Origin of the sequence: Bradyrhizobium sp. MOS001, assembly GCF_004634465.1 — a bacterium.
Taxonomy (GTDB): Bacteria; Pseudomonadota; Alphaproteobacteria; order Rhizobiales; family Xanthobacteraceae; genus Bradyrhizobium; species Bradyrhizobium barranii.
Genome location: NZ_SPVJ01000002.1, coordinates 50,639 through 73,836, shown reverse-complemented (window position 1 = coordinate 73,836; position 23,198 = coordinate 50,639). Strand labels below are relative to the sequence as shown.

Below are 23,198 nucleotides of genomic sequence, written 5' to 3'. Positions count from 1 at the left end.
ATCGTCCCGGATCGCGCTTCGCTTCATCCGGGCTACAGGCCAAAACCTACGTGCTGCTTCCCGCCACGCTCGCGACCACCGGCAGCACCTCGGCGCCGGCACGATCCGGCGTCTCTTCCTTCCAGCGCACCGAGCCGAACGGACGCTCCAGCATGCGGCGGATCCGCACCGGATCGGGGCCGATGTGGAAATCGATCGCCTGCTGATGCAACGCGCGCTCGGACTGCGTCGAGCGGTTGCGCTGGCGCAAGTAATCGAGCCAGGTCGGACAGTGGTAGCGCTCGGTCCATAATTCGGGGTCGGCGATGTCGCGCGCGATCGACCAGCCATAGGCGCCGTTGCGCTGCCGGGAGAGCTGCACGTCCTGCATCACATTGTGGAAGGCGCGCGCGTTCTCCTGGCTCACCCTATATTCGATCTCGACCACCAGTGGCCCGCTGCGCGCCGTGAGCGACAGTTTGACTTCCGGATCGGCGAGCACGTCCGCGTCCTCGTTGCGGGCGCCGACGCGCGGCATCGCCAGCCAAATGCCCAGCACCGGCGAGATCAGCATCAGGCTGGCGGCCGTCAGCAGCGCGACCTCGACGCCGGCATAATCGGTGAGATGGCCCCAGCCCCAGGCGCCGATCGCGATGCCGCCGGATATCGAGGCCTGGAACGCCGCGAGCGAACGGCCCGCGACCCAGCGCGGCGCCGAGAGCTGCACGCCGATGTTGAACAGCGCGACGGCCGCCATCCAGACCGCACCGGCGAGCACAAGCGCCGCCGCCGTCAACACCGGCTCCGTGCTCACGGCAAGCGCGGCCATCGCAAATGCCATCGAGATGGTGCAGGCGCGGATCGCGGCCTCGCCGCTCATGCGCTTGCGCAATTCATGGATGTTGAGCGCACCGACGACGGCGCCCATGCCGAAGGCACCCAGCATGATGCCGTAGGTCTGCGCGCCGCCATGCAGCAGGTCGCGCGCGATCAGCGGCATCAGGGCCATGATGGCACCGCCGATCAGGCCCATCACCAATGTGCGCAACAGCACGATCTTGATCGGCGGCGAATTGGTGATGTAGCGGAAGCCCGAGACCATCGCGCGGTTGAGCTTCTCCCGCGGCAGGCGCGAGGGCTCGGTGTTGCGCCGCCAGAGCAGCAGCACCACCAGCAGCGGCAGATAAAGGATCGCGTTGCAGGCAAACGCGGCCACCGCGCCGAGCGAGGCGACGATGACGCCGCCGACCGCGGGACCGAAGCTGCGTGCAATATTGTAGCTGATGCCGTTCAGTGCGACGGCTGACGGCAGTGATTCGGGCGGGACCTGCTCGCTGACCGAGGATTGCCACGCCGGCCCGAACAGCGCATTGCCGCTGCCCACTACGAAGCAGAAGACGAGCAGCGTTTCCGGGGTGATCAGCTTGAGCCAGGCCAGCACCGTCAGCGCAGTCGCGCCGATCAGCGCGATCGCGAGCGAAATCAAGGTCACGATGCGCCGGTCATACATGTCGGCGATGGCGCCGGCCGGCATCGAGATCAGCATGATCGGCAGCATCAGCGCGGTCTGCACCAGCGCCACCTTGTCGGCCGAGGCCGCCATCTGCGTCATCGCCCAGGCCGCGCCCACGCCCTGGATCAAGAGGCCAAGATTGGAGAGCAGGCTGGCGAGCCAGATGCGCCGGAACACGGTGTACCGCAGGGGTGCGGCGATGCCGTCGCCGGCGAATTTCTGACGGTTCGGCTGCTCGGTCATATCCCCTTCCATATGGGCTGGCAGAAGTGGTCTTGGAATGGTCTTTGGGTGATTCCGGCAGGTTCAGTGATGCCTGCGAAAGTCCTTCGCTGTCCAGTGGTTAGGCCGGTATAAGCGGTCCAAAGACGTGGTTTTTCCGGAGAAACATATGAAGCTGTCGCGACGGTCGATCCTGCTGGGGGCAGGCAGCTTGCCTTTCGCGGTTGCGAGCTTGCGGACAGGCGCGCTGGCGCAGACCGCGCCCACGGCTCAGAATGCCGAGGTGCCGCCGATCCTGTTCGTCCACGGCAATGGTGAATACGACGCGGTCTGGATGACGACGCTTTGGCGGATGGAATCCAACGGCGTCGCGCGCGATCGCATGATGGCGATCAATTTCACGGATCCGCTGGCGCGCAGCGACGACAAGGTCGAGCAAGCGGGCCGCTCCTCGACCGGGGACCAGCGCCGCGAGCTCGCGGCGGCCATCGCGGAATTGAAGCGCCGCACCGGCGCGGCCCGCGTGGCGCTGGTCGGCAGTTCGCGCGGTGGCTACGCCATTCGCAACGTCATCAGGAACGGCGGTGCCGGCGATGTCAGCCATGCCGTGCTGTGCGGCACGCCCAATCACGGCGTGTTCGCGACCGACGACCAGCCGAACAACGAATTCAATGGCCGCGGTACATTTCTGCGCGGCCTGAATGAGGGCGAGAGCGAGGTGACGCCGGGCACGGCCTTCCTCACCCTGCGCAGCGATGGCATGGACAAGTACGCGCAAGCCGACGGCCGCTTCATCGGCAAGCCCGGCACGCCGACCGGCGTTACCGTCGAAGGGCCGGAGTTGACGGGCGCCACCAATCTCGTGCTCGTCGCGCTCGACCATCGCGAAGTGGCGTTTCACCCGCGTGCCTTCCGCGAGATCTACAAATTCATTGCCGGCCGCGAGCCCGCGCGCATCGCGATTGTGCCGGAGCAGAGCGTCAGGTTGAGCGGCCTTGTGACCGGTACGCCAGGCGGCGTGTCGACCAATCGCCCGGTGGCGGGTGCAACCGTCGATGTCTTCCGCGTCGATCCTGATACCGGGGAGCGCAAAGGCGGCGCGGTGCACAGCGCGAAGACCGGCGCCGACGGCCGCTGGGGTCCGGCGCAGGTCGAGCCTTCCTGGTTCCTCGAATTCGCCCTGACGTCGCCGGACGCGCCGACGACGCATATCTACCGCACGCCGTTCGCGCGCTCGTCCGATGTCGTGCATCTGCGTGCCGCGCGCCCGCTCGGGCCCGCGGACAAGGATGCCGGCGCCGTCGTGATCATGTCACGCCCGCGCGGCTATTTCGGCCTGCCGCGGGACGTGGTGCTGCTCGACGGCAAGGAGCCGGCCGACGTCAAGCCGGGTGTGCCCACGGATTCGGCAGCAACCTTGCGGCTCCCGGCCGCGGAGGCCGGGCGTAACGTCGTGGCCCAGTTCGGCGAAGAACGAATTGTGGCGCGTGCCTGGCCCGCCTCCGAGAACAGGATTGCGATTGCCGAGCTGACTTACTAGCTATTGGCCTGGGTCATATCTGCGGGAGAGAGCCATGAACATCGCCAGTGTGCGTCGGCCCATCATCCCTCCGACCCCGCCGCGTGCGCCCGACGACATGTCGTTTCTCGGCCGGGTCGCGGTCCTCAAGCAGAACATGATCGCGACCTGGGGCCAGCGTGCCTACGAAGAAGAGGTCATCAAGGGCCGCTTTTTCCTCCACAACAGCTTCATTCTGAATCAGCCGAATGCAATTCGGCATGTCCTGCTCAGCAATTATGAAAACTACACGCGCACGCCGGCGGGGATCCGCATGCTGCGTCCGGTGCTCGGCGAAGGAGTTCTGATCGCGGAAGGCCACGCCTGGGCGCATCAGCGCCGTACGCTCGCGCCGGCCTTCACGCCGCGTGCGACCGCAAATCTCGTCCCGCATATGACCGCGGTGCTCGACGAGACCATCACAAAGCTCGATGCGCGAACAAGCGAGCCGGTCGATCTGCGCGAGACGATGCAGCGTATGACGCTGGAGATCGCCGGGCGCACGATGTTCTCGTTCGGCATGGACCGTCACGGCCCGACCTTGCGCAACTTCGTCATGGAATACGGCGCGCGGCTGGGACGGCCCTATTTCCTCGACATGCTGCTGCCGGTGTCCTGGCCGACCCCGATGGATTTTGCCCGCGCCCGCTTCCGCAAGCGCTGGACCGAATTCGTCGCGATGCTGATCGCCGAGCGGCGCACGATGGGCAAGAAGGACGGCGCGCCGCCGCGCGACCTGTTCGATCTCATGGACGCGGCGCGCGATCCCGAAACCGGCAAGGGCTTTTCGGACGCGCAACTCGTCGACGAGGTCGCGACCATGATCCTGGCGGGTCACGAGACCACGGCGACGGCGCTGTTCTGGGCGCTCTATCTGCTCGCGCTCGATCCGGAGACGCAGGAGGAAGTTGCCTCCGAGACCCATGGCGAGCATCTCGACAGCATGGCCGACATCGATCGCCAGAAGTTCACCCGCGCGGTGATCGAGGAGACCATGCGGCTCTATCCGCCGGCCTTCCTGGTCGCGCGTGCCGCGCGCGAGAAGGATAATGCGGCCGGCGTCGAGATCGGCAAGGGCGACATCATCATGATCGCGCCCTGGCTGCTGCACCGGCATGAGAAGCTGTGGGATCAGCCGAACGCCTTCATTCCCAAACGCTTCATGTCGAACGAGGCGCCCGACCGTTTCGCTTACCTGCCGTTCGGCGCGGGTCCGCGCGTCTGCATCGGCGCGCCGTTCGCGCAAGCCGAATCCGTGCTGGCGCTGGCCCGGTTGATCGGCGCGTTCCGCATCGAGCTTGCCGACAGGGTTCCGGTGATCCCGCTCGGCGTCGTGACGACCCAGCCGGACCACTCACCTTTGTTCCGCATCACGCGTCGGTGACAGACATTCGTCTGCCCGATGGCGCGATCCACCCCAGATAGAGCCTCCGCCATGAGCGACATCCAGGCCCAGTTTTCCGTTCTGAAGCAGACCGCCGACGCCAAGGTGGTCGACGCGATTGCGCGCCTCATCGAGGACGGCGAGGATCACGAGCTCAACCGCGTCAATGTTCTCGATTTCTCCAGGCAGCATGGCCTCGATGAAGAGCACACGATCTCCACCTTCCTGCACTCGGCGCGGCTCGGACTGTTCGATCTCGGCTGGAACGTGCTCTGTCCGGGCTGCGGCGGCGTGCTGGGGGCCCATTCGACGCTGAAGGCGCTCAAGCCGGACGATTATCACTGCGCGCTCTGCGCCTGCGGCTACAAGGCGTCGGTCGACGATCAGGTCGAGGTCTCCTTCACCGTGAATCCGCGCGTGCGGCGCATCGCAGCGCACGATCCCGATACGCTTCCGGTGTGGGAATATTTCAAGCAGGTATTCTGGAGTTCCGGCGTCGACTTCAACAAGGAATCCTTCGCGACGCTCGCCAACGAGGTGACGCTCGATACGCTCGAGCTTCCGGCAGGCGAGAAGGCGACCATGTCGCTGCAACTGCCGGGCGACTTCATCATCATCTTCGAGCCGGTGACGCACGCCGCCCATTTCATCGACGTCCAGGGCGAGCCGACCAAGGAGCGCCAGCAGTTCGCGATCATGTACAACAAGGTGCAGGCTCCGACGGGGACGACGACCATGCGGCCGGGGCCGCTGCGGCTGTCGCTGGAGAACCAGGCCGGCGTGCGCGTGTTGCCGTCGGTGTTCATCGCGGCCGAGGCGCTCCATCATCTCATCGGCAAGCGCAAGCCGTTCCTCACCGCCAAGCGCATGCTGTCGAACCAGACGTTTCGCGATGTCTTCAAGGCGGACAATCTCAGCCTCGACCAGCGGCTCCAGATCACGTCGCTGACATTCCTGTTCACCGATTTGAAGGGCTCGACCGCGCTCTACGAGCGCGTCGGCGATCTCGCCGCCTTCGATCTCGTGCGCGCGCATTTCCATGCGCTGCTCGAGATCATCTCCTCCGAGAAGGGCGCGGTGGTGAAGACAATCGGCGACGCCGTGATGGCGACCTTCATCCGTCCGGAGCACGCCATCGTCGCGGGCCTGCGGATGCGGGCCGCTATGGACGAGCTCAACAGGCAGCGCGGCACCGACGATCTCATCGTCAAGATCGGCATCCATGAAGGCCCCTGTCTTGCGGTGATGCTCAACGAACGCCAGGATTATTTCGGCCAGACCGTCAACATCGCCGCTCGCGTCCAGAGCCTGTCGACGGCGCGGGAGATCCACATCACGGGCCCCGTGCTCGATGCGCCCGCAGTCGCCGAGGTGCTCGAGCAGCGCGCGATCAAGCCGATCCAGAAGCAGGCGGCCCTGCGCGGCATCGCCGACAAGATGGTGGTGTACGAGATACCGTGAGGACGGCACTCCCGATTATTGCGAGCTTAGCGAGCATCCGGAGTCTTTCCAGTGAGGCAGTCTGGATTGCTTCGCTGCGCTCGCAATGACGATGTGGAGACAGGTGCGTGCCACACTCACTGTCGTCATGCCCGGGCTAGTCCCGGGCATCCACGTCTTGCTTCGCTGTGGCGCGTGGATGGCCGGGACTAGCCCGGTCATGACGGTAACCAGCTCGTCCAGATTGCAGAAAGGTAATGCCCGCGCGGAGCTGACGCACGTTGCGGCGGTTGGGTTTCCCGCTCATATAATGCTGGTGGCGGCCGCACTCCCGCGGCTTCATCGTTTTTGGTAGGATCCTATGCTCGACGGCCTGCGCCAATTCATCGCCGACATCGTGGCCCCTCATGCCGGGGATCGCGCATTCGGCGATGGCGATTACCGGCTTGCGGCCACCGCGCTGCTGGTTCACGTGGTCTCGCTGGACGGTCAGCCGACGGCGACCGAGCAGCGCAAGCTGCACAGCCTGATCGAAAGCCATTTCGGGCTGGATCGCGGTACCGCCGACCGCCTGATCGCGGACGCCACCCAGGTCGAGGGCGAGGCCGTCGACCTCTATCACTTCACCAGTGTCATCATGCGCTCGCTCGACGAAGAGGGCCGCAAGCGCATCGTCCAGATGATGTGGGAGCTGGTCTATGCCGATGGCCAGGTCTCCGAGTTCGAGGACAACGTCGTCTGGCGCGCCTCCGACCTGCTCGGGATCGCCCAGCGCGACCGGATCGACCTCAAGCATGCGGTCGCAAACCGCGCCGGTGGTCAGGTCAAGGACGGTGCCGTCGGGGGTTGAACCGTCTCGACGCGGTATTATCGGCGGTTGTGCTGACCACATGACGAAACTTTAATATACACCCGTCGGCCAGCCCGGCCCGGATTTCCCCGTAAAATCCGTGGTTTTCCTGCTTCCCTGTTGCCCGCTCAAGCAGCCATGCTGCCGGTGACGCTTGCCTGTCGCGCTCGGCCTATGCTCTCGTTCCGCCATTGCGGGGCCAAAAAACTTCAATTCAAGAGACTTCGATCGTGACTGAGCGGGTAACATTGATCACCGGTGCGTCGGCGGGCATCGGCACGGAGCTGGCGCGTGTGTTCGCCGCCAACGGGCATCGCCTCGCGCTGACGGCGCGACGGGCGGACCGGCTGGAGGCGCTTGCGAACGAGCTCGCCGCCAAGGGCGGCAAGAAGCCGATCGTGATCGCCTGCGACCTGCAGGAGGCAGATGCGGGTGACAAAATCGCCGCCGCGCTCGCCGCCGAAGGTGTCGAGCTCGACCATCTCGTCAACAATGCCGGCTTCGGCGTGTTCGGCGATGCGATCGACCGCGACCGCGTCGAACAGGTCGGCATCGTCGATGTCAACGTCCGGGCTCTGACGGATCTGTCGCTGCGCTTTGCCGATCAGCTGATCAGGAACAAGGGCGGTCTTCTCAATGTCGGATCGGTCGCGGGCTTTCTGCCCGGCCCCGGCATGGCCGTGTACTACGCGTCCAAGGCCTATGTGATTTCCCTCACCGAGGCCCTGCGGGCGGAGCTCGCGCCGCGCGGCGTTCGCGTCACCGTACTTTGCCCGGGTCCGGTGCCCACCGAATTCCAGGCGCGCGCCGGCGTCGGGTCCGGGCATGACACAACTCTTCTCAACGTGTCTGCCGCCGATGTCGCGCAACAAGCCTATCGAGGCCTGATGGCCAACAAGCGGGCAGTGCTGCCTGGTCTCGGCATCAAGATCGTGCCGTTCGCGCTGCGTTTCTTCCCGCGCGGCTTCATCCTGTCCGCCACCAGCCGGTTCCAGAGGCAGAGGCACTGATTTCTTGTTTTGACGCGTTTTCTTGACGCGAACCGGTATCCACTTCGCTCGAAATCGCTTTGAAGAAAGCTCAAAGCTCCGTAGTGGCCCGGAGCTTGCTTCAATATCGGGACGTGTGTGCGCGAACTCACACGATGTTAACTACCGCTTAGCTATGCTGGCGGTCTGAACCGATAGCACTCGCAGAGGCCATGTCGTTCCGGACGGACAGGTTTGGTGGCGCAGAATTGGTGCCCTTCCCCAGAAGGACGCCGAGCGCCGCCGCCTCCGAAGCCCGGTTGCCGGTTCTGATCATCCTGCATCAGGAATCCTCGACGCCCGGCCGCGTCGGCAATGCGCTGCGCGCGCTCGGCCATCGCCTCGACATTCGCCGACCGCGCTTCGGCGATCCCCTGCCCGATACGCTCGATCAGCATGCCGGCGCTGTTTTTTTCGGCGGTCCGATGAGCGCAAACGATTCCGACGACTACATCCGTCGCGAGATCGACTGGATCGAAATTCCGCTCCGCGAACAGCGACCGTTCCTCGGCATCTGCCTCGGCGCGCAGATGCTGGCGATGCAGTTGGGGGCCCGCGTCGCGCCGCATGCGGAGGCGCTGACCCAGATCGGCTACTATCCGATCCGCCCGACCGCCGCGGGCCACGCGCTCTGCCCGAATTGGCCGGCGCAGGTCTATCACTGGCATCGCGAAGGATTTGAACTGCCCGTCGGCGCTGAGCTGCTTGCGGAAGGCGATGATTTTCCGATCCAGGCGTTCCGCACCGGCAATGCTTTCGGGGTGCAGTTTCATCCTGACGTGACCTGCGCGATGATGCATTGCTGGACCACGCGCGGCTATGACGGCCTCAGCGCGCCTGGCGCGCGCGAGCGGCATCATCATTTCGGGGACCGTGCCGTCTACGACGTTGCGGAGCGGGCCTGGCTCGATCATTTCATCGACGGCTGGCTGGCGCGCCGGCGGGTGCTGGCGCAAGCCGCCGAGTGATCGCGCCTCTGCGCAAGGCCTTCGCGCAAGGCCTTGGCACAAGCTCTTGCCTCACCGTTGGATATGCTAGGCTCGTTCCTAACGAGCGCGCGCGAACGCGTGCCGGCAGACACAGGGAGAGCGTCACACATTCTGTATGAGGTGAGCGACAAGGTCGCGACCATTACGCTCAACCGCCCTGATCGCATGAATGCGTGGACGCCGACGATGGAGCGCGACGTGCGTCACGCAATGGAAGCATCGAGCGCGGATGACGATGTCCGCGTCATCGTGCTCACCGGCGCGGGCCGCGCCTTCTGCGCCGGCGCCGACATGGATGCGCTGAAGGGGCTCGACCCCAACGACGTCAGGCGTGCCTCGAACCTGCCGCCCTTCGACATGAACCGCCGGCCGGACTGGCAGACGCGCTACGGCTTCTATCCGTCGATCGGAAAGCCCGTCATCGCCATGCTCAACGGCGCGACCGCCGGCATCGGCCTCGTGCACGCGCTTTATTGCGACCTGCGCTTTGCCGCCGACAATACCGTCTTCACCACGGCCTTTGCGCGGCGTGGCCTGATCGCCGAGCATGGCATGTCCTGGATGCTGCCGCGCATCGTCGGCCACGCCAACGCGATGGATCTGCTGCTCTCGGCCCGGCGCGTGTCGAGCGACGAGGCGCTGCGGATCGGCCTGGTGAACCGGCTCTGCTCGCCCGAGAAGCTGCGCGAGGAGACCTACGCCTATGCGCGCGACCTCGCCGACATGGTTTCCCCGAGCGCGATGGCCGTGATCAAGCGCCAGCTCTACGAGGTGCCGTTCCAGACCCTGGCGGAGGCGACGATCGAGGCCAACCGCGAGATGATGGTCGCGCTGAACGGCAGCGATTTCCGGGAGGGGGTCGCGAGCTTCATGGAGAAGCGGCCGCCGAGGTTTACGGGGGGGTAGGGGGAGAGGTTTCCGGATGAAGCCCGCCGTCGCCCTGCGGGCTATGGCGTGGCAGCCTTCGCTCACTTCGCTACGGGGGAGCTTGGCTGGCTTGCCTTAGCGGTAGCTCGCGAATGTCAGTGATGGTGGATGGGGTCCGCCGTCGCCCTTCGGGCTATGGCGGGACAGCCTTCGCTCGCTTCGCTACGAGGGAGCTCGGCTGGCTTGCCTAGCCGTAGCTCGCGAAGCGAGCGAAGGCTGGTGGAGCCAGGCGGGATCGAACCGCCGACCTCGTCATTGCGAACGACGCGCTCTCCCAGCTGAGCTATGGCCCCGTTTGGCGGCCGCTCTGGTGAATGCGGCCGACAACCGGGCGCCATTTAAGTCCCCGCCAAGGTCAAGTCAAGGACGGGTGTGACCCGGTTTTAACCATCCCCGGCACCGACTTCCCTTGTTTGGGCCGGGGGGAACCGATATCTAGCAAAAAGCGTCAATCCCGACCGAAAGCCAGAGTCTTCAATGCGTGCCGTTCTCGACATCGTCATCATCGTGCTCGACCTCTACGTCTGGCTGCTGATCGCCTCCGCGATCCTGTCCTGGCTGATCGCTTTCAACGTCGTGAACACCCGCAACCAGTTCGTTTCGGCGGTGGCGGAGTTCCTGTACCGGATCACCGAGCCGGTGCTGGCGCCGATTCGCAATTTCCTGCCCAGTCTCGGCGGCCTCGATATCTCGCCGATCATCCTGATCCTGCTCATCATGTTCATCGAGCGGGTGATCCTGTATTACATCTACCCGAACGTGATCTAAGCAGGCGGGAGCGCCTTGGTTGCGAAAGAGGCCTTCAAGGAACCCTGGCGCTATTCGGTCGCAGGAATCAGCATCGCGCTGCGGGTGACGCCGCGCGGCGGCCGCGACGACATCGACGGGATCGAGCAATTGGCCGACGGCCGCAGCGTGCTCAAGGTGCGGGTGCGCGCGATCGCCGATGGCGGCGAGGCCAACAAGGCCGTTCTGGTGCTATTGGCGAAATCGCTCGGCGTCCCCAAGGCCAGTGTAAAGCTGCTATCCGGTGCCACCTCGCGGCTGAAGCAGATCGCGGTCGACGGCGATCCGGCGCGACTCGGCGAAGCCCTGCGCAAGCTCGCCCAAGCCAGATCGGCAGACGCCAAACCGACAGACCAAGGGAACTGACATGACGGCCAAGATCATCGATGGAAAAGTCATCGCTGCGGAACTCCGCGCGCGCGTCGCTGACGAGGTTGCCCGCGTCAAGCGCGAGCACAATCTGGTGCCGGGCCTCGCGGTGGTTCTGGTCGGCAACGACCCCGCCAGCGAGGTCTATGTCCGCTCCAAGCACACCCAGACCCAGGCGGCCGGCATGGCCTCGTTCGAGCACAAGCTGCCGGCCGACGTGTCGCAGGCCGATCTGCTGGCCGTCGTCGCCAAGCTCAACCGCGATCCGGCCGTGCACGGCATTCTGGTGCAGCTGCCGCTGCCGAAGGGCCTGAACACCGAGGCCGTCATCAACGCCATCGATCCCGCCAAGGATGTCGACGGCCTGCATCCGAACAATGCCGGCCGGCTCGCCGGCGGCTTTGAAGCGCTGTCGCCTTGCACGCCGCTCGGCTCGATCATCCTGACCAAGAGCGTCCACGCCTCGCTCGAAGGCATGAATGCCATCGTCATCGGCCGCTCCAATCTGGTCGGCCGTCCGCTGGTGCAATTGCTGCTCAACGAGAATGCCACGGTGACCATCGCGCATTCGCGCTCGCGCGATCTGCCCGGACTCGTGAAGCGCGCCGACCTCGTTTATGCCGCGGTCGGCAAGCCCGAGATGGTGCACGGCGACTGGCTCAAGCCGGGCGCGACCGTGATCGACATCGGCATCAACCGCATCCCGAAGGACGACGGCAAGACGCGTCTCGTCGGCGATGTCGCCTATCAGGAAGCACTCGCCGTTGCCGGCGCGATCACGCCGGTGCCGGGTGGTGTTGGCCAGATGACGGTCGCCTGCCTGCTGGTGAATACGCTGCGCGCGGCTTGCGCGATCGCCGGGCTGCCGAAGCCGGCGGTTTAACTCCAGGTCTCGCGCCCCGGACGCTGCGCAGCGCATCACTTCGTGATGCACCGCGTCCGGGACACGCAATCTCACGCCTTCTTTTTCTTCTCGCGCTCGATGCCTTCGAGGATCAGCTTCTGCGCGTCTTCCGGGCCGCCCCAGCGCAGAATCTTCACCCACTTGCCCTTCTCGAGATCCTTGTAGTGCTCGAAGAAGTGCTGGATCTGCTGCAGCGTGATGTCGGGCAGGTCGGAGTACGACTTCACCTTGTCGTAGCGCTGCGTCAGCTTCGACGACGGCACCGCGAGAATCTTCTCGTCGCCGCCGGCTTCGTCTTCCATGAACAGCACGCCGACCGGGCGCACGCTCATGACGGCGCCGGGGATGATGGCGCGGGTGTTGATGATCAGCACGTCGCAGGGATCGCCATCATCGGACAGCGTGTGCGGGATGAAGCCGTAGTTACCGGGGTAACGCATCGGCGTGTAGAGGAAGCGGTCGACAACGAGCGTGCCGGCTTCCTTGTCCATCTCGTATTTGATCGGTTCGCCGCCCACGGGGACTTCGATGATGACGTTGACGTCGTGGGGTACGTTTTTTCCGATCGAGACCGCATCGATACGCATTCAAGGCTCCGTTGTTGCCGAGGTTAAATCGCGCCCGGCAGCGATTTTGGCGCTGTCATACGCGGGCTTGGCGCGCCAATCCATCGTGTTTTTGTGAAATAATGAATCCAGCGACTACCGGCTCAAAAGGCAACGGTATCGACGGATGGGAAGCGCTGCCGGCTAGACTTTCAGCAGCTCAATTGGTCCAAGCGAAGGCAACCTTGTCGAGCGACTTCGGCCCGAAACGCTCGGAGGAGCGCGCCACCATGCGGCCGCCCAAGGCGCGGTAGAACTCGGTCGCCGGATCGTTGTCCGAGAGCGCCCACACGACCATGCTCTTCAGGCCGCTCTGCATCAGGTCGCGGCGGGCTGCGGTGAACAGGCGGCGGCCGAAGCCGAGACCCTGGAATTCCGGACGCAGATAGAGCTCGTAGATCTCGCCGTCGAAGTGCAGGCTGCGGGCGCGGTTGCGGCCGTAATTGGCATAGCCGGCGATCTTGTCGCCGAACACGAGCACGCTGACGCGGCTGCCTTTGCGAATCGCACTGTCCCACCACTGCGGACCGCGGCGGTTGATCAGCTTTTCCAGCTCGCCGCCGGGAATGATGCCCTGATAGGCGGAGCGCCAGGCTTCGTCATGGGTGGACGCCACCGCAGTTGCATCTGCAGCTTTGGCCGGCCGGACCTCGATCAGGGTTGTGCTCATGGAGACGATCAAACCAAGTCGCCGCGCCGGCGGCAAGACCTATCGTTAATTATCGGTTAACGTGTGGATTTTGTGCATCAGTATTTTAACCATGTTGTACCGAAAGAAGACAAGACGCCATCTCGAACGGCACCGGCCTGCCATTGCCGGTGCAAAACTGCCCTGCGGCAACCAATGAACCGCGATGGCAACGCAAAAAGTCCGCCGAAAATGATTCGTTCCTGCAGATCCGTTGCTGTCCGTGTTCGCCTGCGGCGATTCATGCGCCTCTTCAACATCTTCGCCCTCCTGCCTCTGCTGCCCTTGCTGATGGCGTCGCCTCTGTGCGCACAGGTCACGTTTGGGTCATCGGGTGAGGAGGGCGAGCCGTTTCGCCGGCAACAATGGCGCGTGCCATCGCCGGATAAAGACATTGCCGCGCATGCGCTGCTGTTTCGCCCCGTCGGCGCCGGTCCGTTCCGGCTTGCGGTGATCGCACATGCCTCGACGCAAAATGTGCTGCGCCGGGCGCAAATGCCGCAGCCTGAATACCGCGCGCTGGTCGCGTTTCTCGTCGCGCACGGCTTCGCCGTGCTGGTGCCGGAGCGGCTCGGCCATGGTGCGACCGGCGGCCGCTATGTCGAGGACCAGGGCGGCTGCGACGAGGCGGATTACGCGCGTTCGGGCCGCGCGACGGCCGCCGAAATTTTGCTCACGCTGGATTTTTTGCGAAAGCAGGATTTCGTTCGTCAAGACTCGGTCGTCGTGCTCGGCCATTCGGCCGGCGGTTGGGGGGCGTTGGCGCTCGCGAACGCCGATCCGAACGCGATCTCCGCGATCATCGCGTTTGCGCCGGGGCGCGGTGGCCACGCCAATGATGAACCGAACCGGATCTGCGCGCCGCAGACGCTTCTCGCCGCGGCGGCCGAGTTCGGCAAGGCGGCGCGCATTCCCGTCACATGGCTCGTGGCGACCAATGACAGCTATTTCGCGCCGGCGTTCTCGCGGCAATTGGCGGATGCGTTTCGCGGCGGAGGCGGCAGGGTGGACTTCCGCACATTGCCGGTCGTCGGCAGCGAAGGGCATTGGATGATCGAGAGCGAAGCCGGCGTCAAAGCCGCCAGCCGCGAGCTCGGGCTTGCGCTGAACCAGTCCAAACCGGCGGCGGCCAAGAAGCCATGACGCTGTATCTCCTGGTCAAATACCTCCATGTGCTGGGCGCCATCGTCATTCTCGGCACCGGCACCGGCATCGCCTTCTTCATGCTGATGGCGCATCGCACGAACGACGCCGAATTCATCGCGCGCACCGCTTCGGTGGTGGTGATTGCGGACGCGATCTTCACGCTGTCGGCCGTGATCCTGCAGCCGGTGACGGGCGGCGTGCTGATGATGCTTTCGGCCATGCCGATCACGGAACGCTGGCTGCTGGCCTCGCTTGGGCTCTACGTCTTTGCGGGCCTGTTCTGGGTCCCCGTCGTCTTCATGCAGATCGAGATGCGAGATCTCGCGCGCAAGGCGGCCGAGCAGCGCGGCGCTCTGCCTGAACGCTACTTCGTGCTCTACCGCCGCTGGTTCGCGTTCGGTTTCCCCGGCTTCGGCGCGACGATGTTGATCCTGTGGCTGATGATCGCGAAACCGTTTTGAGAGATGCGATGACCCAGCAAACTGTTTTGGTGCTCGGCGCCTCCGGCCTGATCGGGCGCTTCGTCACCGACGATCTGCGCGTGCGGGGATTTCGCGTGGTCGGCGTCGCACGCAGCCTGTCGCCCGCGCAGAAGATGAGCGCGCTGGACATCGAGCAGCCGATCCTGTCGCTTGGTGCAGCCGCGCTGGTGCGCCTTTTCAGCGAGCACGCCGTCGACGTCGTCGTGAACTGTCTCGGTGTGCTCCAGGACGGTCCCGGCAGCGACACCGGCGCGGTGCATCGCGATTTCGTCGCGCGCCTGCTTGAGGCGATCGCCGACAGCGGCCGCGCGATCCGGCTGGTGCACATCTCGATCCCCGGGACCACGGAGGCGGATCGCACCGCCTTCGCGACGACCAAGCGCGAGGCCGAACGCCTGATTGCAGCCTCCGGCATTCCCCACGCGATCCTGCGGCCCGGCTTCGTCATCGCGCCGTCAGCCTATGGCGGCAGCGCCATGCTGCGTGCGCTCGCCGCCTTCCCGCTCGACCTGCCGCAGAAGGAGATGTCGACGCCATTCCAGTCCGTCGCAGTCGAGGACATTTCGGCCACCATCGCCTGGCTCGCCGCGCGCGATATCGACGACGCCTCCGTCAAAGCCGTGACGTGGGACCTGATGCAGGCCGAGCCGGTCACTATGGCCGGCGTCATCAAACAGTTCCGCCACGCCTTCGGCACGGCCGGCTGGCCGCGCCTCGCGATGCCGTCCTTCATGCTCGATCTCGGCGCGAAGATCGGCGATCTCGCCAATTATCTCGGCTGGATGCCGCCGATGCGCTCCACCGCCATCGCCGAGCTGCGCCGCGGCGTGACTGGCGATCCCTCCGCCTGGATCGCCGCCACGGGCATCGCGCCGAAGACGTTGACTGATACGATCGGGCGCCATCCCGCCACCATCCAGGACAAATGGTTCGCGCGGCTGTTCCTGATCAAGGCGCTGATCTTCGCCAGCCTCGTTGCGTTCTGGCTCGTCTCCGGCTTCATCGCGCTGTTCGTCTCCTACCGCGCCGCCGCCGGCATCCTGACCGCGCACAATTTTTCGCCCGCGCTGGTCGATCCCATCACCATCGGGACCAGCCTGATGGACATGAGCATCGGCGCGCTGATCGCCTTCCGCCGCACCGCGGCGATCGGTTTGGTCGCAGGCATCGTCGCCTCGCTCGGCTATATGGTTGGCGCGGCAATCCTCACGCCCGACCTCTGGATCGAGCCGCTCGGCGCGCTGGTGAAGACAGGGCCGGCGATCGTGCTGATGCTGGTCGCGCTGCTGATGCTGGATAATCGCTGATGCCCAAATGGCCCGACGACGACGTGATCCTGTTCGACGGCGTCTGCATCTTCTGCTCGCGCTGGGTCCGCTTTGTTGCCAAGCGCGATACGGCGAAGCGCTTTCGCTTCACGCCGATCCAGTCGGAGTACGGCGCAAAGCTCGCGCGGACCTTTGGCATCGATCCTGACGATCCCGACACCAATGCGGTGGTTCATGACGGCGAGGTCTTTATGAAGTCCGACGCCGCGCTGACCGTGCTGTCGCATCTGCCGGGATGGCGTTGGGTGCGGATGTTGTTCGCCGTGCCAAAACTGCTGCGAGACCCCGTGTACAGCCTCATCGCGCGCAACCGCTACCGGATTTTCGGGAAGTACAACGCCTGCTTCGTTCCCGATGCGGATTTGCAGGCGCGGGTGATTGAGTGACGTAGCCGGCGGTTACGGCTTGCCTGAAGCCGCCAGCACTTCCCTCGCCGCCCGCTCCCCGCTGTCCCTGGCCCCGTGCGCCGTCGTGAAAAAGCTTGGCGACGTCGCTTCGCCCGCGAAGAACAGCCGCCCATCCACCGGCGCTGCCAGCACCGCGCGGTCTCCAGCGTGCCCCGGCAGGGCATGCGAGTAGGAGCCCCTCGCAAACGGATCATGCGTCCAGCGCGACTCGTACAGCGGCTTCAGCTTTCGCCTAATGTCGTTGCCGAGAAAGCCCGCGATCTCGTTGATGCTGTGCGCGGCAATGGCGCCGTCGCCGGCGTCTTCCAGCTCGCGGGCAAAGCTGCCGCCGAAAAAGCCTTCGATGCAGGGCTGTCCGAACGGGCGGATGTGATAGGTGCCCATCTCAGTGCGCATGGTGGCGCCGCGCAGATTGCCCTCTTTCGGAAAGGCTTCTGCATCGTCGAGCGCCAGCGTCACCTTGTCGTCGACGCCGAGCGGCAGGCCGGCCGCCGCATCGACCTTGGCGGGCAGCGGCGGTGAGAAGCGGATCGCCTCATCGGCGATGAGATTGGTCGGAACGGTGACGATCACCTTGTCGGCGGTCAGCGTACCCTGCGACGTCTCGATGCGGAGGCGCTGGCCGGAATGATCGATCAGCGTGACATTGCAGCCCAGGGCCACCGGGCAGGGGGCGCCATAGGCCGCGACCAGCGCGCCATAGCCACGGCGGACGCGCCAGTTGAGGTCGCTGTCCTCATAGGCGTCCCAGTCCAGCGTCGACATGTCCTTCAGTTCGCAGCCGTTGATGTAGGTCGAGACCGCGTCGATCATGGGATTCCAGCGATTGCCCGGATCGAGGCTCAGGCTTGCGGGCTCGTCCTTGCCCTTTTGCGCCGCCTGCCACAGCCGCTCGTAGAATGCGTCCATCGCGCGCATGAAATCGTCGCGCTCGGCCTGCGGAAACGCGTTGCCGAAGGCGCGCTCGCGCCAGGGCGGCAGGTCCTTGTTGAGCTCGAAACCGAGCTGCTTGGCGATTCCGACGAAGGAATTCTTGTCGGCCGAATGCAGCCAGCCGCAGCCGACGTCGAAGGTCACCTCAGGCGAGGCCTGCACGGTCCAGGCGCGTCCGCCAATCCGGTCACGCGCCTCCAGCACGATCACGGAGAGGCCGGAGCCAGCCAGCGCATGCGCCGCGCCGAGGCCGGCTGCGCCGGCGCCGATGATCGCGACGTTGACGGGGGAAGGCAGGGAGGTCATGGGCGGGCTCTAGCACGTTCGCGAGGAGCGCTGAAGCCACCACAAAGTGAGGTGTCATCACCCGCCTTGTGCGCACGTTGTGCACTGGGGCGAGTGATCCATCTTCGTAGGGTGGGCAAAGGCGCTCTTGCGCCGTGCCCACCATTGCCGACGGGGATTTCAAGTGGTGGGCCCGCTACGCTTGGCCCACCCTACGGCACTACGGTGTGGAGCGGCTTACGCCACCGCTTCCTTGGACTTTTCCGCGCGCTTGCGCTCGTTCGGGTCGAGGTGCTTCTTGCGCAGACGGATCGACTTCGGCGTGACCTCGACGAGCTCGTCGTCCTCGATATAGGCGAGCGCCTTTTCCAGCGTCATGCGGATCGGCGGGGTCAGGCGCACGGCTTCGTCCTTGGACGTCGTGCGGATGTTGGTGAGCTGCTTGCCCTTGAGCACGTTGATCTCGAGATCGTTGTCGCGGGTGTGCTCGCCGACGATCATGCCCTTGTAGACCTTCCAGCCCGGCTCGATCATCATCGGGCCGCGGTCTTCCAGCTTGAACATGGCGTAGGCCACCGCTTCGCCCTGGTCGTTGGAGATCAGCACGCCGTTGCGGCGGCCCTGGATCTCGCCCTTGTACGGGGCGTAGCCGTGGAACAGGCGGTTCATGATCGCGGTGCCGCGGGTGTCGGTGAGCAGTTCGCCCTGATAGCCGATCAGGCCGCGGGTCGGCGCGTAGAACACCAGGCGCAGGCGGTTGCCGCCGGACGGCTTCATCTCGACCAGCTCGGACTTGCGCTCGCTCATCTTCTGCACGACGACGCCGGAATGCTCCTCGTCGACGTCGATCACGACTTCCTCGATCGGCTCCATGGTGGCGCCGGTCGCTTCGTCCTTCTGGTACACGACGCGCGGGCGCGACACCGAGAGCTCGAAGCCTTCGCGGCGCATGGTCTCGATCAGGATCGCGAGCTGCAATTCGCCGCGGCCGGACACTTCCATCGCATCCTTGTCGGTGGCCTCGACGACGCGCAACGCGACGTTACCCTCGGCTTCGCGCAGCAGACGGTCGCGGATCATGCGGCTCGTCACCTTGTCGCCTTCAGTGCCGGCGAGCGGGGAGTTGTTGACGATGAACGACATCGACACGGTCGGCGGGTCGATCGGCTGCGCCGGCAGCGGCACCTCGACAGTCGGATCGCAGAAGGTGTCGGCGACGGTGCCCTTGGTCAGGCCGGCAATGGCGACGATGTCGCCGGCTTCGGCTTCATCGAGCGGCGTGCGCTCGAGACCGCGGAATGCCAGGATCTTGGTGATACGCCCGGACTCGACCAGCTTGCCGTCGGCATGCAGCACCTTGACCTGCTGGTTCGGCTTGAGAACGCCGGACGAGATGCGGCCGGTGATGATGCGGCCGAGATAGGGGTTGGCCTCCAGGATGGTACCGATCATCCTGAACGGGCCTTCCTCGACCGTCGGCGGTGCGACGTGGCGCAGAATCAGGTCGAACAGCGGCTCCATGCCCTTGTCCTGCGGACCTTCGGGGCTTTCGGCCATCCAGCCCTGCTTGGCCGACCCGTACAGGATCGGGAAGTCGAGCTGCTCCTCGCTGGCGTCGAGCGCCGCGAACAGGTCGAACACCTCGTTGATGACTTCGGTCGGGCGCGCATCGGGCCGGTCGACCTTGTTGATGACGACGATCGGCTTCAGGCCGACCTTGAGCGCCTTGGAGACCACGAACTTCGTCTGCGGCAGCGGGCCTTCGGCGGCGTCGACCAGCACCAGGGCGCCGTCCACCATGTTCAGGATGCGCTCGACCTCACCACCGAAATCGGCGTGGCCGGGGGTGTCGACGATGTTGACGCGGGTGTCCTTCCACTGCACCGAGGCCGCCTTGGCCAGGATGGTGATGCCGCGCTCACGCTCCAGATCGTTGGAGTCCATGGCGCGATCCGTCACCTTCTGGTTCTCGCGGAACGTACCGGATTGCTGGAGGAGTTTGTCGACCAGGGTCGTCTTGCCGTGGTCGACGTGGGCGATGATGGCGACGTTACGGAGGTTCATGAGTGAGCTTCTTTGCGGTCGGACAATGGGTTAAGCGCGATCTCGCCGGTCGGACCGGGACCTCTTCTCGAAACAACGCTGGAAGACTGGAAACGGGCGCTTTCCGCCCAAAAAGGGCCGCCCGGCCATCTCGACCAGGCACCCTACGCGTTGCGGCGCAATATATGCAAAAACCGCCAAAAAACAATGTGTTCTTTGCTGGTTGGTTGACTGAATTTTGTCCGGGAATCTCCGGGGGTTAGGGTAAATCCAGCACCAAACCGGCCTTTGCTCGGGGACGGGGCCTCGATCAGCCCTGCGCCGAGCCGGGGCTGGTCTCCTCGGTCGGATAGACCCCGCGCAGCACCTCCTCGAAGTGCATCTTCACCGCGTCGTTGCACAGGCAGGCGCGCAGGCGCAGGCCGTCGAGATTGCGGACCAGGATCGCGCCGCGTCTTGTATCGAGCACGCCCTCGGCCTTGAACGACTGGAGCACGCGGCTCGCATAGCTGCGGCCGACCCCGAGCAGCGTCGCGAGCTGCTCATGCGTCAGCGGCACGCTGCTCTCGTCGCCGGTCCGCTCCATCGCCGCAATGATCCACTTTGCCGTACGCTGTTCGATGGAGTGGATGGCGTTGCAGGCGGTGGACTGGAACATCTGCGCCAGCATGCAGTCGGCATAGCGGGCGAAGATGTTGCGCAGCGAGGCCGAGCGCATCTTGGCAGCGTCCAGCTTGGCGACGTGAATGCGCGCGAATGGTCCGCCGAATTTCACGCAGATGCGGGTATAGGCCGGCAAAAATCCCTCGCTGACGATGCCGCCCACTGCGCCTTCGCGGCCGACCAGGATGGTCTCGACGTCGCGGCCGTCCTCATTGGGAACGAGAAATGTCGCGAGCGACGGCCCGCAGGGGAAGTGCACGACCTGGACATCGTCGCCGGGACTGTAGAGCAGCTCGTTGGCCCCGGCGGTGTCCAGGGTGACGTGCGGTGCCAGCAGCGCGTAGTCAGCCGGACTCAAGCGTCGCAGCAGATTGTTGGCCGGCCGGCTGCCGACTTCGGTTGTCTTGCTGATGCGCGCGTCCATCGTAAATCCCCTGCTCTCCTTTCAACACTAGCGAGGTCCGATCATGGGCTATGTGCACAAGTGGACAGACGTCAAAACTGTTCTGTGATGAGTTTCGTTCCGGGAACCCTCCGATGCGCTGGGCGCAGGCATCGGGATGAGGCTGTCCTCGATCGGTAAGAACATGCAGCCCTCGATATCCACCATCATGATACCTGCTCCCCCGGACGGCTCGACCGGCATGCCCGCCGATGTTCTGATCGTTGAAGACGATCCGATCATTGCGATCGATTTCGAGGATCGCCTGCTCGGATTTGGCGTGAGGAGCGTGCGCACCGTGGGGTCGGTGGCGCAGGCGCTGGCGTCGATCGCAGCGCGCGCGCCGGATTTCGCTCTGCTCGACGTCGAACTCGGCCGCGAGAAAAGCTTTGCTGTCGCCGACCGGCTGGCGGCGGCGCAAATTCCCTTCGTCTTCGTGACGGGCTACGGCGCCGAGGATCGGATCGCTCCCGAATTCAAGACGCGGCCGCGGCTGCAAAAGCCGTGCTCGAGCGAAGCGCTGGAGGCCGCGCTGCGCTTGCGCGGCGCCTGATCGCCCGTCGACGTTCTCCCGGCTTCAGGCCAATTTCGGATCGAGCGTGGTCGACCAGAGCGCGACGTCGGCGCGGTCGCGCAAGGTCACCGTCATCTGGCCGGATGCGCCGTCGATCTTGACGTGACCGAAGAACTGCATGCCCGCGGACGGCGGCAGGTTCTGGTTGTCCTTGCCCGGCGCTTTGACGAAACGCACCTCGGGCCCAAAGGTGTTGTCGAGCTCATTTGGACCAAAGGTGCCCGCATGCAGCGGGCCCGAGACGAATTCCCAGAACGGCTCGAACTCCTGGAATTGCGCCTTGTTCGGATCGTAATAATGCGCGGCGGCGTAGTGCACGTCCGCGGTCAGCCAGACCGTGTTGTTGATCGGCGCCATCTTGATGAAGCGCAGGATGTCGGCGATCTCGAACTCGCGGCCGCGTACCGGGCCGTCGCCCTGCGCAATGGCTTCCGATCCGCCCTTCGGCGTGTCCGATACGACGAGACTGATAGGCATGTCGGAGGCGATCACCTTCCAAGTCGCACGCGAATTCAGAAGGCCGCGCTTGAGCCAGGCGATCTGGTCCGGGCCGAGAAAATAGCTCGCGGGCCCGTAAGCGGTTTCGAGATTGGCGCCGTTCGGGCCGCGATAGCTGCGCTCGTCGAGCACGAACACGTCGAGATGCGGGCCGTAGGAGATCTGGCGATAGACGCGGCCCGGCTCAACGATGCTCTCCCGCATCGGATACATTTCGTGGAAGGCGCGGCCGGCGCGGGCCGCCAGCAGCGAGATGTCGCGCACCTTGTAGGAGGCGGGCAGTTCTTTCGACAGCGACCAGTTGTTGGTCACCTCATGGTCGTCCCACTGCACGAAGATCGGCACCTCGGCATTGAAGGCGCGGACGTTGTCGTCGGTGAGATTGTATTTGTGCGCGGCGCGGTACTCGTCCAGCGTCTCCGCGACCTTGGCCTTCTCGGGGATGGTGACGTTCTTCCAGGTCTTGCCGTCGGCGAGCTTCACCTCGGATTCGATCGGGCCGTCGGCATAGATCGTGTCGCCGGAATGCAGGAAGAAATCCGGGCGATGCTTGCGCATCGCGGAGAAGGTGAACATGCCGCCATCATCGGGATTGATGCCCCAGCCTTGCCCTGCGACATCGCCGCCCCAGACGAAGCTGACGTCGCGACGGTCGGCCGGCGCGGTGCGGAAGCGGCCGATCACCGGTTCGCCCTCGATCGCGGTATGCGAGAGATCGCGAAAGCGGACGCGATAGAAGATGTCCTGTCCGCCCGGCAGGTTCTCGATCAGCATCTTCGCGGTGAAGTCGCTCTCCGGCAGCGCCGCGATCGGCGGCAGCACGCGGGCATCCTTGAAGGACTCGGTCGTGGCCACCTCGACCAGCATCTGCGATGGCCGGTCAGCGCGCGCCCAGACCACGCCACCGTCGACCGTGACGTCGCCGGACTGCACACCATGCGTAACCGCCGGCCGGTCGGCCGCGCGCGAGAGATGGGGCATCGCGATCGCGCCGAGTGCGCCGGCGCTGGTGGTGAGGAAGCGGCGGCGGGAGAATTTGATGTTCATGGCGGCTTCGCTTTTTGTCTCGTGCGCATCTCGCGTCGTCATTCCGGGACGGTCCGAACGACCGGACCCGGAATCTCGAGATTCCGGACTCGCGCTGCGCGCGCTCCG

At 65.0% G+C, this 23,198-nt stretch carries 22 protein-coding genes and 1 tRNA gene; 15 read left to right on the top strand and 8 right to left on the bottom strand.

Translation table 11 applies throughout. The features are described from left to right. Positions 1 to 46: 46 nt before the first annotated feature. Positions 47 to 1,735, bottom strand: a complete 1,689-nt coding sequence (locus CT676_RS03765; protein ID WP_135213917.1) for an MFS transporter — start codon at positions 1,733 to 1,735, stop codon at positions 47 to 49. Between the two features lie 148 nt (positions 1,736 to 1,883). Here CT676_RS03765 and CT676_RS03760 point away from each other — a divergent pair, with 148 nt between their 5' ends. The 7 genes from CT676_RS03760 to CT676_RS03730 all read left to right on the top strand — a co-directional run bounded on the left by CT676_RS03760 (position 1,884) and on the right by CT676_RS03730 (position 9,869). Then, complete coding sequence (locus tag CT676_RS03760; protein ID WP_135213916.1) at positions 1,884 to 3,254, top strand: hydrolase; 1,371 nt, start codon at positions 1,884 to 1,886, stop codon at positions 3,252 to 3,254. A gap of 34 nt (positions 3,255 to 3,288) precedes the next feature. Beyond that, positions 3,289 to 4,656, top strand: a complete 1,368-nt coding sequence (locus CT676_RS03755) for a cytochrome P450 (protein WP_063980337.1) — start codon at positions 3,289 to 3,291, stop codon at positions 4,654 to 4,656. Positions 4,657 to 4,707: 51 nt separating this feature from the next. After that, positions 4,708 to 6,117 (top strand): adenylate/guanylate cyclase domain-containing protein, encoded by a 1,410-nt coding sequence (locus tag CT676_RS03750; RefSeq protein WP_135213915.1) that lies wholly within the window; start codon positions 4,708 to 4,710, stop codon positions 6,115 to 6,117. Between the two features lie 340 nt (positions 6,118 to 6,457). Further along, positions 6,458 to 6,946, top strand: coding sequence for a TerB family tellurite resistance protein (locus CT676_RS03745; protein ID WP_028151070.1), 489 nt, complete (start codon positions 6,458 to 6,460; stop codon positions 6,944 to 6,946). A gap of 230 nt (positions 6,947 to 7,176) precedes the next feature. After that, positions 7,177 to 7,956 (top strand): SDR family oxidoreductase, encoded by a 780-nt coding sequence (locus CT676_RS03740; protein ID WP_135213914.1) that lies wholly within the window; start codon positions 7,177 to 7,179, stop codon positions 7,954 to 7,956. Between the two features lie 191 nt (positions 7,957 to 8,147). Beyond that, positions 8,148 to 8,942, top strand: a complete 795-nt coding sequence (locus tag CT676_RS03735) for a glutamine amidotransferase (RefSeq protein ID WP_135213913.1) — start codon at positions 8,148 to 8,150, stop codon at positions 8,940 to 8,942. A 63-nt stretch (positions 8,943 to 9,005) separates the two neighbouring features. After that, positions 9,006 to 9,869, top strand: a complete 864-nt coding sequence (locus CT676_RS03730; protein ID WP_275552079.1) for an enoyl-CoA hydratase — start codon at positions 9,006 to 9,008, stop codon at positions 9,867 to 9,869. 238 nt (positions 9,870 to 10,107) lie between these two features. Here CT676_RS03730 and CT676_RS03725 read toward each other — a convergent pair. Then, positions 10,108 to 10,183 (bottom strand) — tRNA-Ala (locus CT676_RS03725). Positions 10,184 to 10,367: 184 nt separating this feature from the next. Between CT676_RS03725 and CT676_RS03720 the strand changes: the two genes are divergently transcribed. From CT676_RS03720 to folD, 3 genes are read left to right on the top strand one after another with little or no spacing between them, the layout of a single operon-like run. Continuing rightward, a complete protein-coding gene (locus CT676_RS03720) occupies positions 10,368 to 10,658 on the top strand; it encodes a YggT family protein (protein ID WP_007598721.1) in 291 nt (96 codons plus the stop codon). Between the two features lie 15 nt (positions 10,659 to 10,673). Next, positions 10,674 to 11,042 (top strand): DUF167 domain-containing protein, encoded by a 369-nt coding sequence (locus CT676_RS03715; protein ID WP_063980343.1) that lies wholly within the window; start codon positions 10,674 to 10,676, stop codon positions 11,040 to 11,042. 1 nt (position 11,043) lies between these two features. Next, on the top strand, positions 11,044 to 11,928 hold the full coding sequence (folD, locus tag CT676_RS03710; RefSeq protein WP_135213911.1) for a bifunctional methylenetetrahydrofolate dehydrogenase/methenyltetrahydrofolate cyclohydrolase FolD: 885 nt from the start codon (positions 11,044 to 11,046) through the stop codon (positions 11,926 to 11,928). Between the two features lie 71 nt (positions 11,929 to 11,999). Here the strand turns inward: folD and ppa are convergent, their stop codons facing one another. Both ppa and CT676_RS03700 read right to left on the bottom strand, forming a co-directional pair. Continuing rightward, positions 12,000 to 12,536 (bottom strand): inorganic diphosphatase, encoded by a 537-nt coding sequence (gene ppa, locus CT676_RS03705; RefSeq protein ID WP_014490715.1) that lies wholly within the window; start codon positions 12,534 to 12,536, stop codon positions 12,000 to 12,002. Between the two features lie 178 nt (positions 12,537 to 12,714). Continuing rightward, the gene (locus CT676_RS03700; RefSeq protein WP_014490714.1) at positions 12,715 to 13,224 is read right to left on the bottom strand and encodes a GNAT family N-acetyltransferase; all 510 of its coding nucleotides are present in this window, start codon (positions 13,222 to 13,224) and stop codon (positions 12,715 to 12,717) included. A gap of 261 nt (positions 13,225 to 13,485) precedes the next feature. On the opposite strand from CT676_RS03700, the gene CT676_RS03695 reads away from it, so the two are divergent. The 4 genes from CT676_RS03695 to CT676_RS03680 are packed head-to-tail and all read left to right on the top strand — an operon-like array spanning position 13,486 to position 16,584. Next, complete coding sequence (locus CT676_RS03695) at positions 13,486 to 14,385, top strand: alpha/beta fold hydrolase (protein ID WP_135214094.1); 900 nt, start codon at positions 13,486 to 13,488, stop codon at positions 14,383 to 14,385. Next, positions 14,382 to 14,849 (top strand): DUF2269 domain-containing protein, encoded by a 468-nt coding sequence (locus tag CT676_RS03690; protein ID WP_071908703.1) that lies wholly within the window; start codon positions 14,382 to 14,384, stop codon positions 14,847 to 14,849. Before CT676_RS03695 ends, CT676_RS03690 begins: the two co-directional genes overlap by 4 nt. Positions 14,850 to 14,857: 8 nt before the next feature. Beyond that, a complete protein-coding gene (locus CT676_RS03685) occupies positions 14,858 to 16,177 on the top strand; it encodes an SDR family oxidoreductase (protein ID WP_135213910.1) in 1,320 nt (439 codons plus the stop codon). Next, positions 16,177 to 16,584: a thiol-disulfide oxidoreductase DCC family protein gene (locus tag CT676_RS03680; protein WP_135213909.1), complete on the top strand. Its 408-nt coding sequence runs from the start codon at positions 16,177 to 16,179 to the stop codon at positions 16,582 to 16,584. Before CT676_RS03685 ends, CT676_RS03680 begins: the two co-directional genes overlap by 1 nt. A gap of 12 nt (positions 16,585 to 16,596) precedes the next feature. Here the strand turns inward: CT676_RS03680 and CT676_RS03675 are convergent, their stop codons facing one another. From CT676_RS03675 to CT676_RS03665, 3 genes are all read right to left on the bottom strand, one after another. Beyond that, the gene (locus CT676_RS03675; protein WP_135213908.1) at positions 16,597 to 17,844 is read right to left on the bottom strand and encodes an NAD(P)/FAD-dependent oxidoreductase; all 1,248 of its coding nucleotides are present in this window, start codon (positions 17,842 to 17,844) and stop codon (positions 16,597 to 16,599) included. A 216-nt stretch (positions 17,845 to 18,060) separates the two neighbouring features. Then, positions 18,061 to 19,887, bottom strand: a complete 1,827-nt coding sequence (gene typA, locus CT676_RS03670) for a translational GTPase TypA (RefSeq protein WP_135213907.1) — start codon at positions 19,885 to 19,887, stop codon at positions 18,061 to 18,063. Between the two features lie 289 nt (positions 19,888 to 20,176). Then, entirely contained in the window at positions 20,177 to 20,953 is a 777-nt protein-coding gene (locus CT676_RS03665; protein ID WP_135213906.1) for a Crp/Fnr family transcriptional regulator, read from the bottom strand. A 136-nt stretch (positions 20,954 to 21,089) separates the two neighbouring features. On the opposite strand from CT676_RS03665, the gene CT676_RS03660 reads away from it, so the two are divergent. Then, positions 21,090 to 21,524, top strand: a complete 435-nt coding sequence (locus CT676_RS03660) for a response regulator (RefSeq protein WP_135213905.1) — start codon at positions 21,090 to 21,092, stop codon at positions 21,522 to 21,524. 24 nt (positions 21,525 to 21,548) lie between these two features. Here the strand turns inward: CT676_RS03660 and CT676_RS03655 are convergent, their stop codons facing one another. Beyond that, the gene (locus tag CT676_RS03655) at positions 21,549 to 23,090 is read right to left on the bottom strand and encodes an alkaline phosphatase D family protein (protein WP_167767931.1); all 1,542 of its coding nucleotides are present in this window, start codon (positions 23,088 to 23,090) and stop codon (positions 21,549 to 21,551) included. Between the last annotated feature and the right edge of the window lie 108 nt (positions 23,091 to 23,198).

Bases quoted from the DNA above. Each gene is read 5' to 3' on its own strand.
- CT676_RS03695 (WP_135214094.1), top strand. From the start codon at position 13,486: ATGCGCCTCTTCAACATCTTCGCCCTCCTGCCTCTGCTGCCCTTGCTG.
- CT676_RS03720 (WP_007598721.1), top strand. From the start codon at position 10,368: ATGCGTGCCGTTCTCGACATCGTCATCATCGTGCTCGACCTCTACGTC.
- CT676_RS03690 (WP_071908703.1), top strand. From the start codon at position 14,382: ATGACGCTGTATCTCCTGGTCAAATACCTCCATGTGCTGGGCGCCATC.
- CT676_RS03760 (WP_135213916.1), top strand. From the start codon at position 1,884: ATGAAGCTGTCGCGACGGTCGATCCTGCTGGGGGCAGGCAGCTTGCCT.
- ppa (WP_014490715.1), bottom strand. From the start codon at position 12,536: ATGCGTATCGATGCGGTCTCGATCGGAAAAAACGTACCCCACGACGTC.
- CT676_RS03730 (WP_275552079.1), top strand. From the start codon at position 9,006: ATGCTAGGCTCGTTCCTAACGAGCGCGCGCGAACGCGTGCCGGCAGAC.
- CT676_RS03655 (WP_167767931.1), bottom strand. From the start codon at position 23,090: ATGAACATCAAATTCTCCCGCCGCCGCTTCCTCACCACCAGCGCCGGC.
- CT676_RS03765 (WP_135213917.1), bottom strand. From the start codon at position 1,735: ATGACCGAGCAGCCGAACCGTCAGAAATTCGCCGGCGACGGCATCGCC.
- CT676_RS03735 (WP_135213913.1), top strand. From the start codon at position 8,148: ATGTCGTTCCGGACGGACAGGTTTGGTGGCGCAGAATTGGTGCCCTTC.
- CT676_RS03665 (WP_135213906.1), bottom strand. From the start codon at position 20,953: ATGGACGCGCGCATCAGCAAGACAACCGAAGTCGGCAGCCGGCCGGCC.
- CT676_RS03750 (WP_135213915.1), top strand. From the start codon at position 4,708: ATGAGCGACATCCAGGCCCAGTTTTCCGTTCTGAAGCAGACCGCCGAC.
- CT676_RS03685 (WP_135213910.1), top strand. From the start codon at position 14,858: ATGACCCAGCAAACTGTTTTGGTGCTCGGCGCCTCCGGCCTGATCGGG.
- CT676_RS03700 (WP_014490714.1), bottom strand. From the start codon at position 13,224: ATGAGCACAACCCTGATCGAGGTCCGGCCGGCCAAAGCTGCAGATGCA.
- CT676_RS03660 (WP_135213905.1), top strand. From the start codon at position 21,090: ATGAGGCTGTCCTCGATCGGTAAGAACATGCAGCCCTCGATATCCACC.
- CT676_RS03680 (WP_135213909.1), top strand. From the start codon at position 16,177: ATGCCCAAATGGCCCGACGACGACGTGATCCTGTTCGACGGCGTCTGC.
- CT676_RS03745 (WP_028151070.1), top strand. From the start codon at position 6,458: ATGCTCGACGGCCTGCGCCAATTCATCGCCGACATCGTGGCCCCTCAT.
- CT676_RS03755 (WP_063980337.1), top strand. From the start codon at position 3,289: ATGAACATCGCCAGTGTGCGTCGGCCCATCATCCCTCCGACCCCGCCG.
- CT676_RS03675 (WP_135213908.1), bottom strand. From the start codon at position 17,844: ATGACCTCCCTGCCTTCCCCCGTCAACGTCGCGATCATCGGCGCCGGC.
- folD (WP_135213911.1), top strand. From the start codon at position 11,044: ATGACGGCCAAGATCATCGATGGAAAAGTCATCGCTGCGGAACTCCGC.
- typA (WP_135213907.1), bottom strand. From the start codon at position 19,887: ATGAACCTCCGTAACGTCGCCATCATCGCCCACGTCGACCACGGCAAG.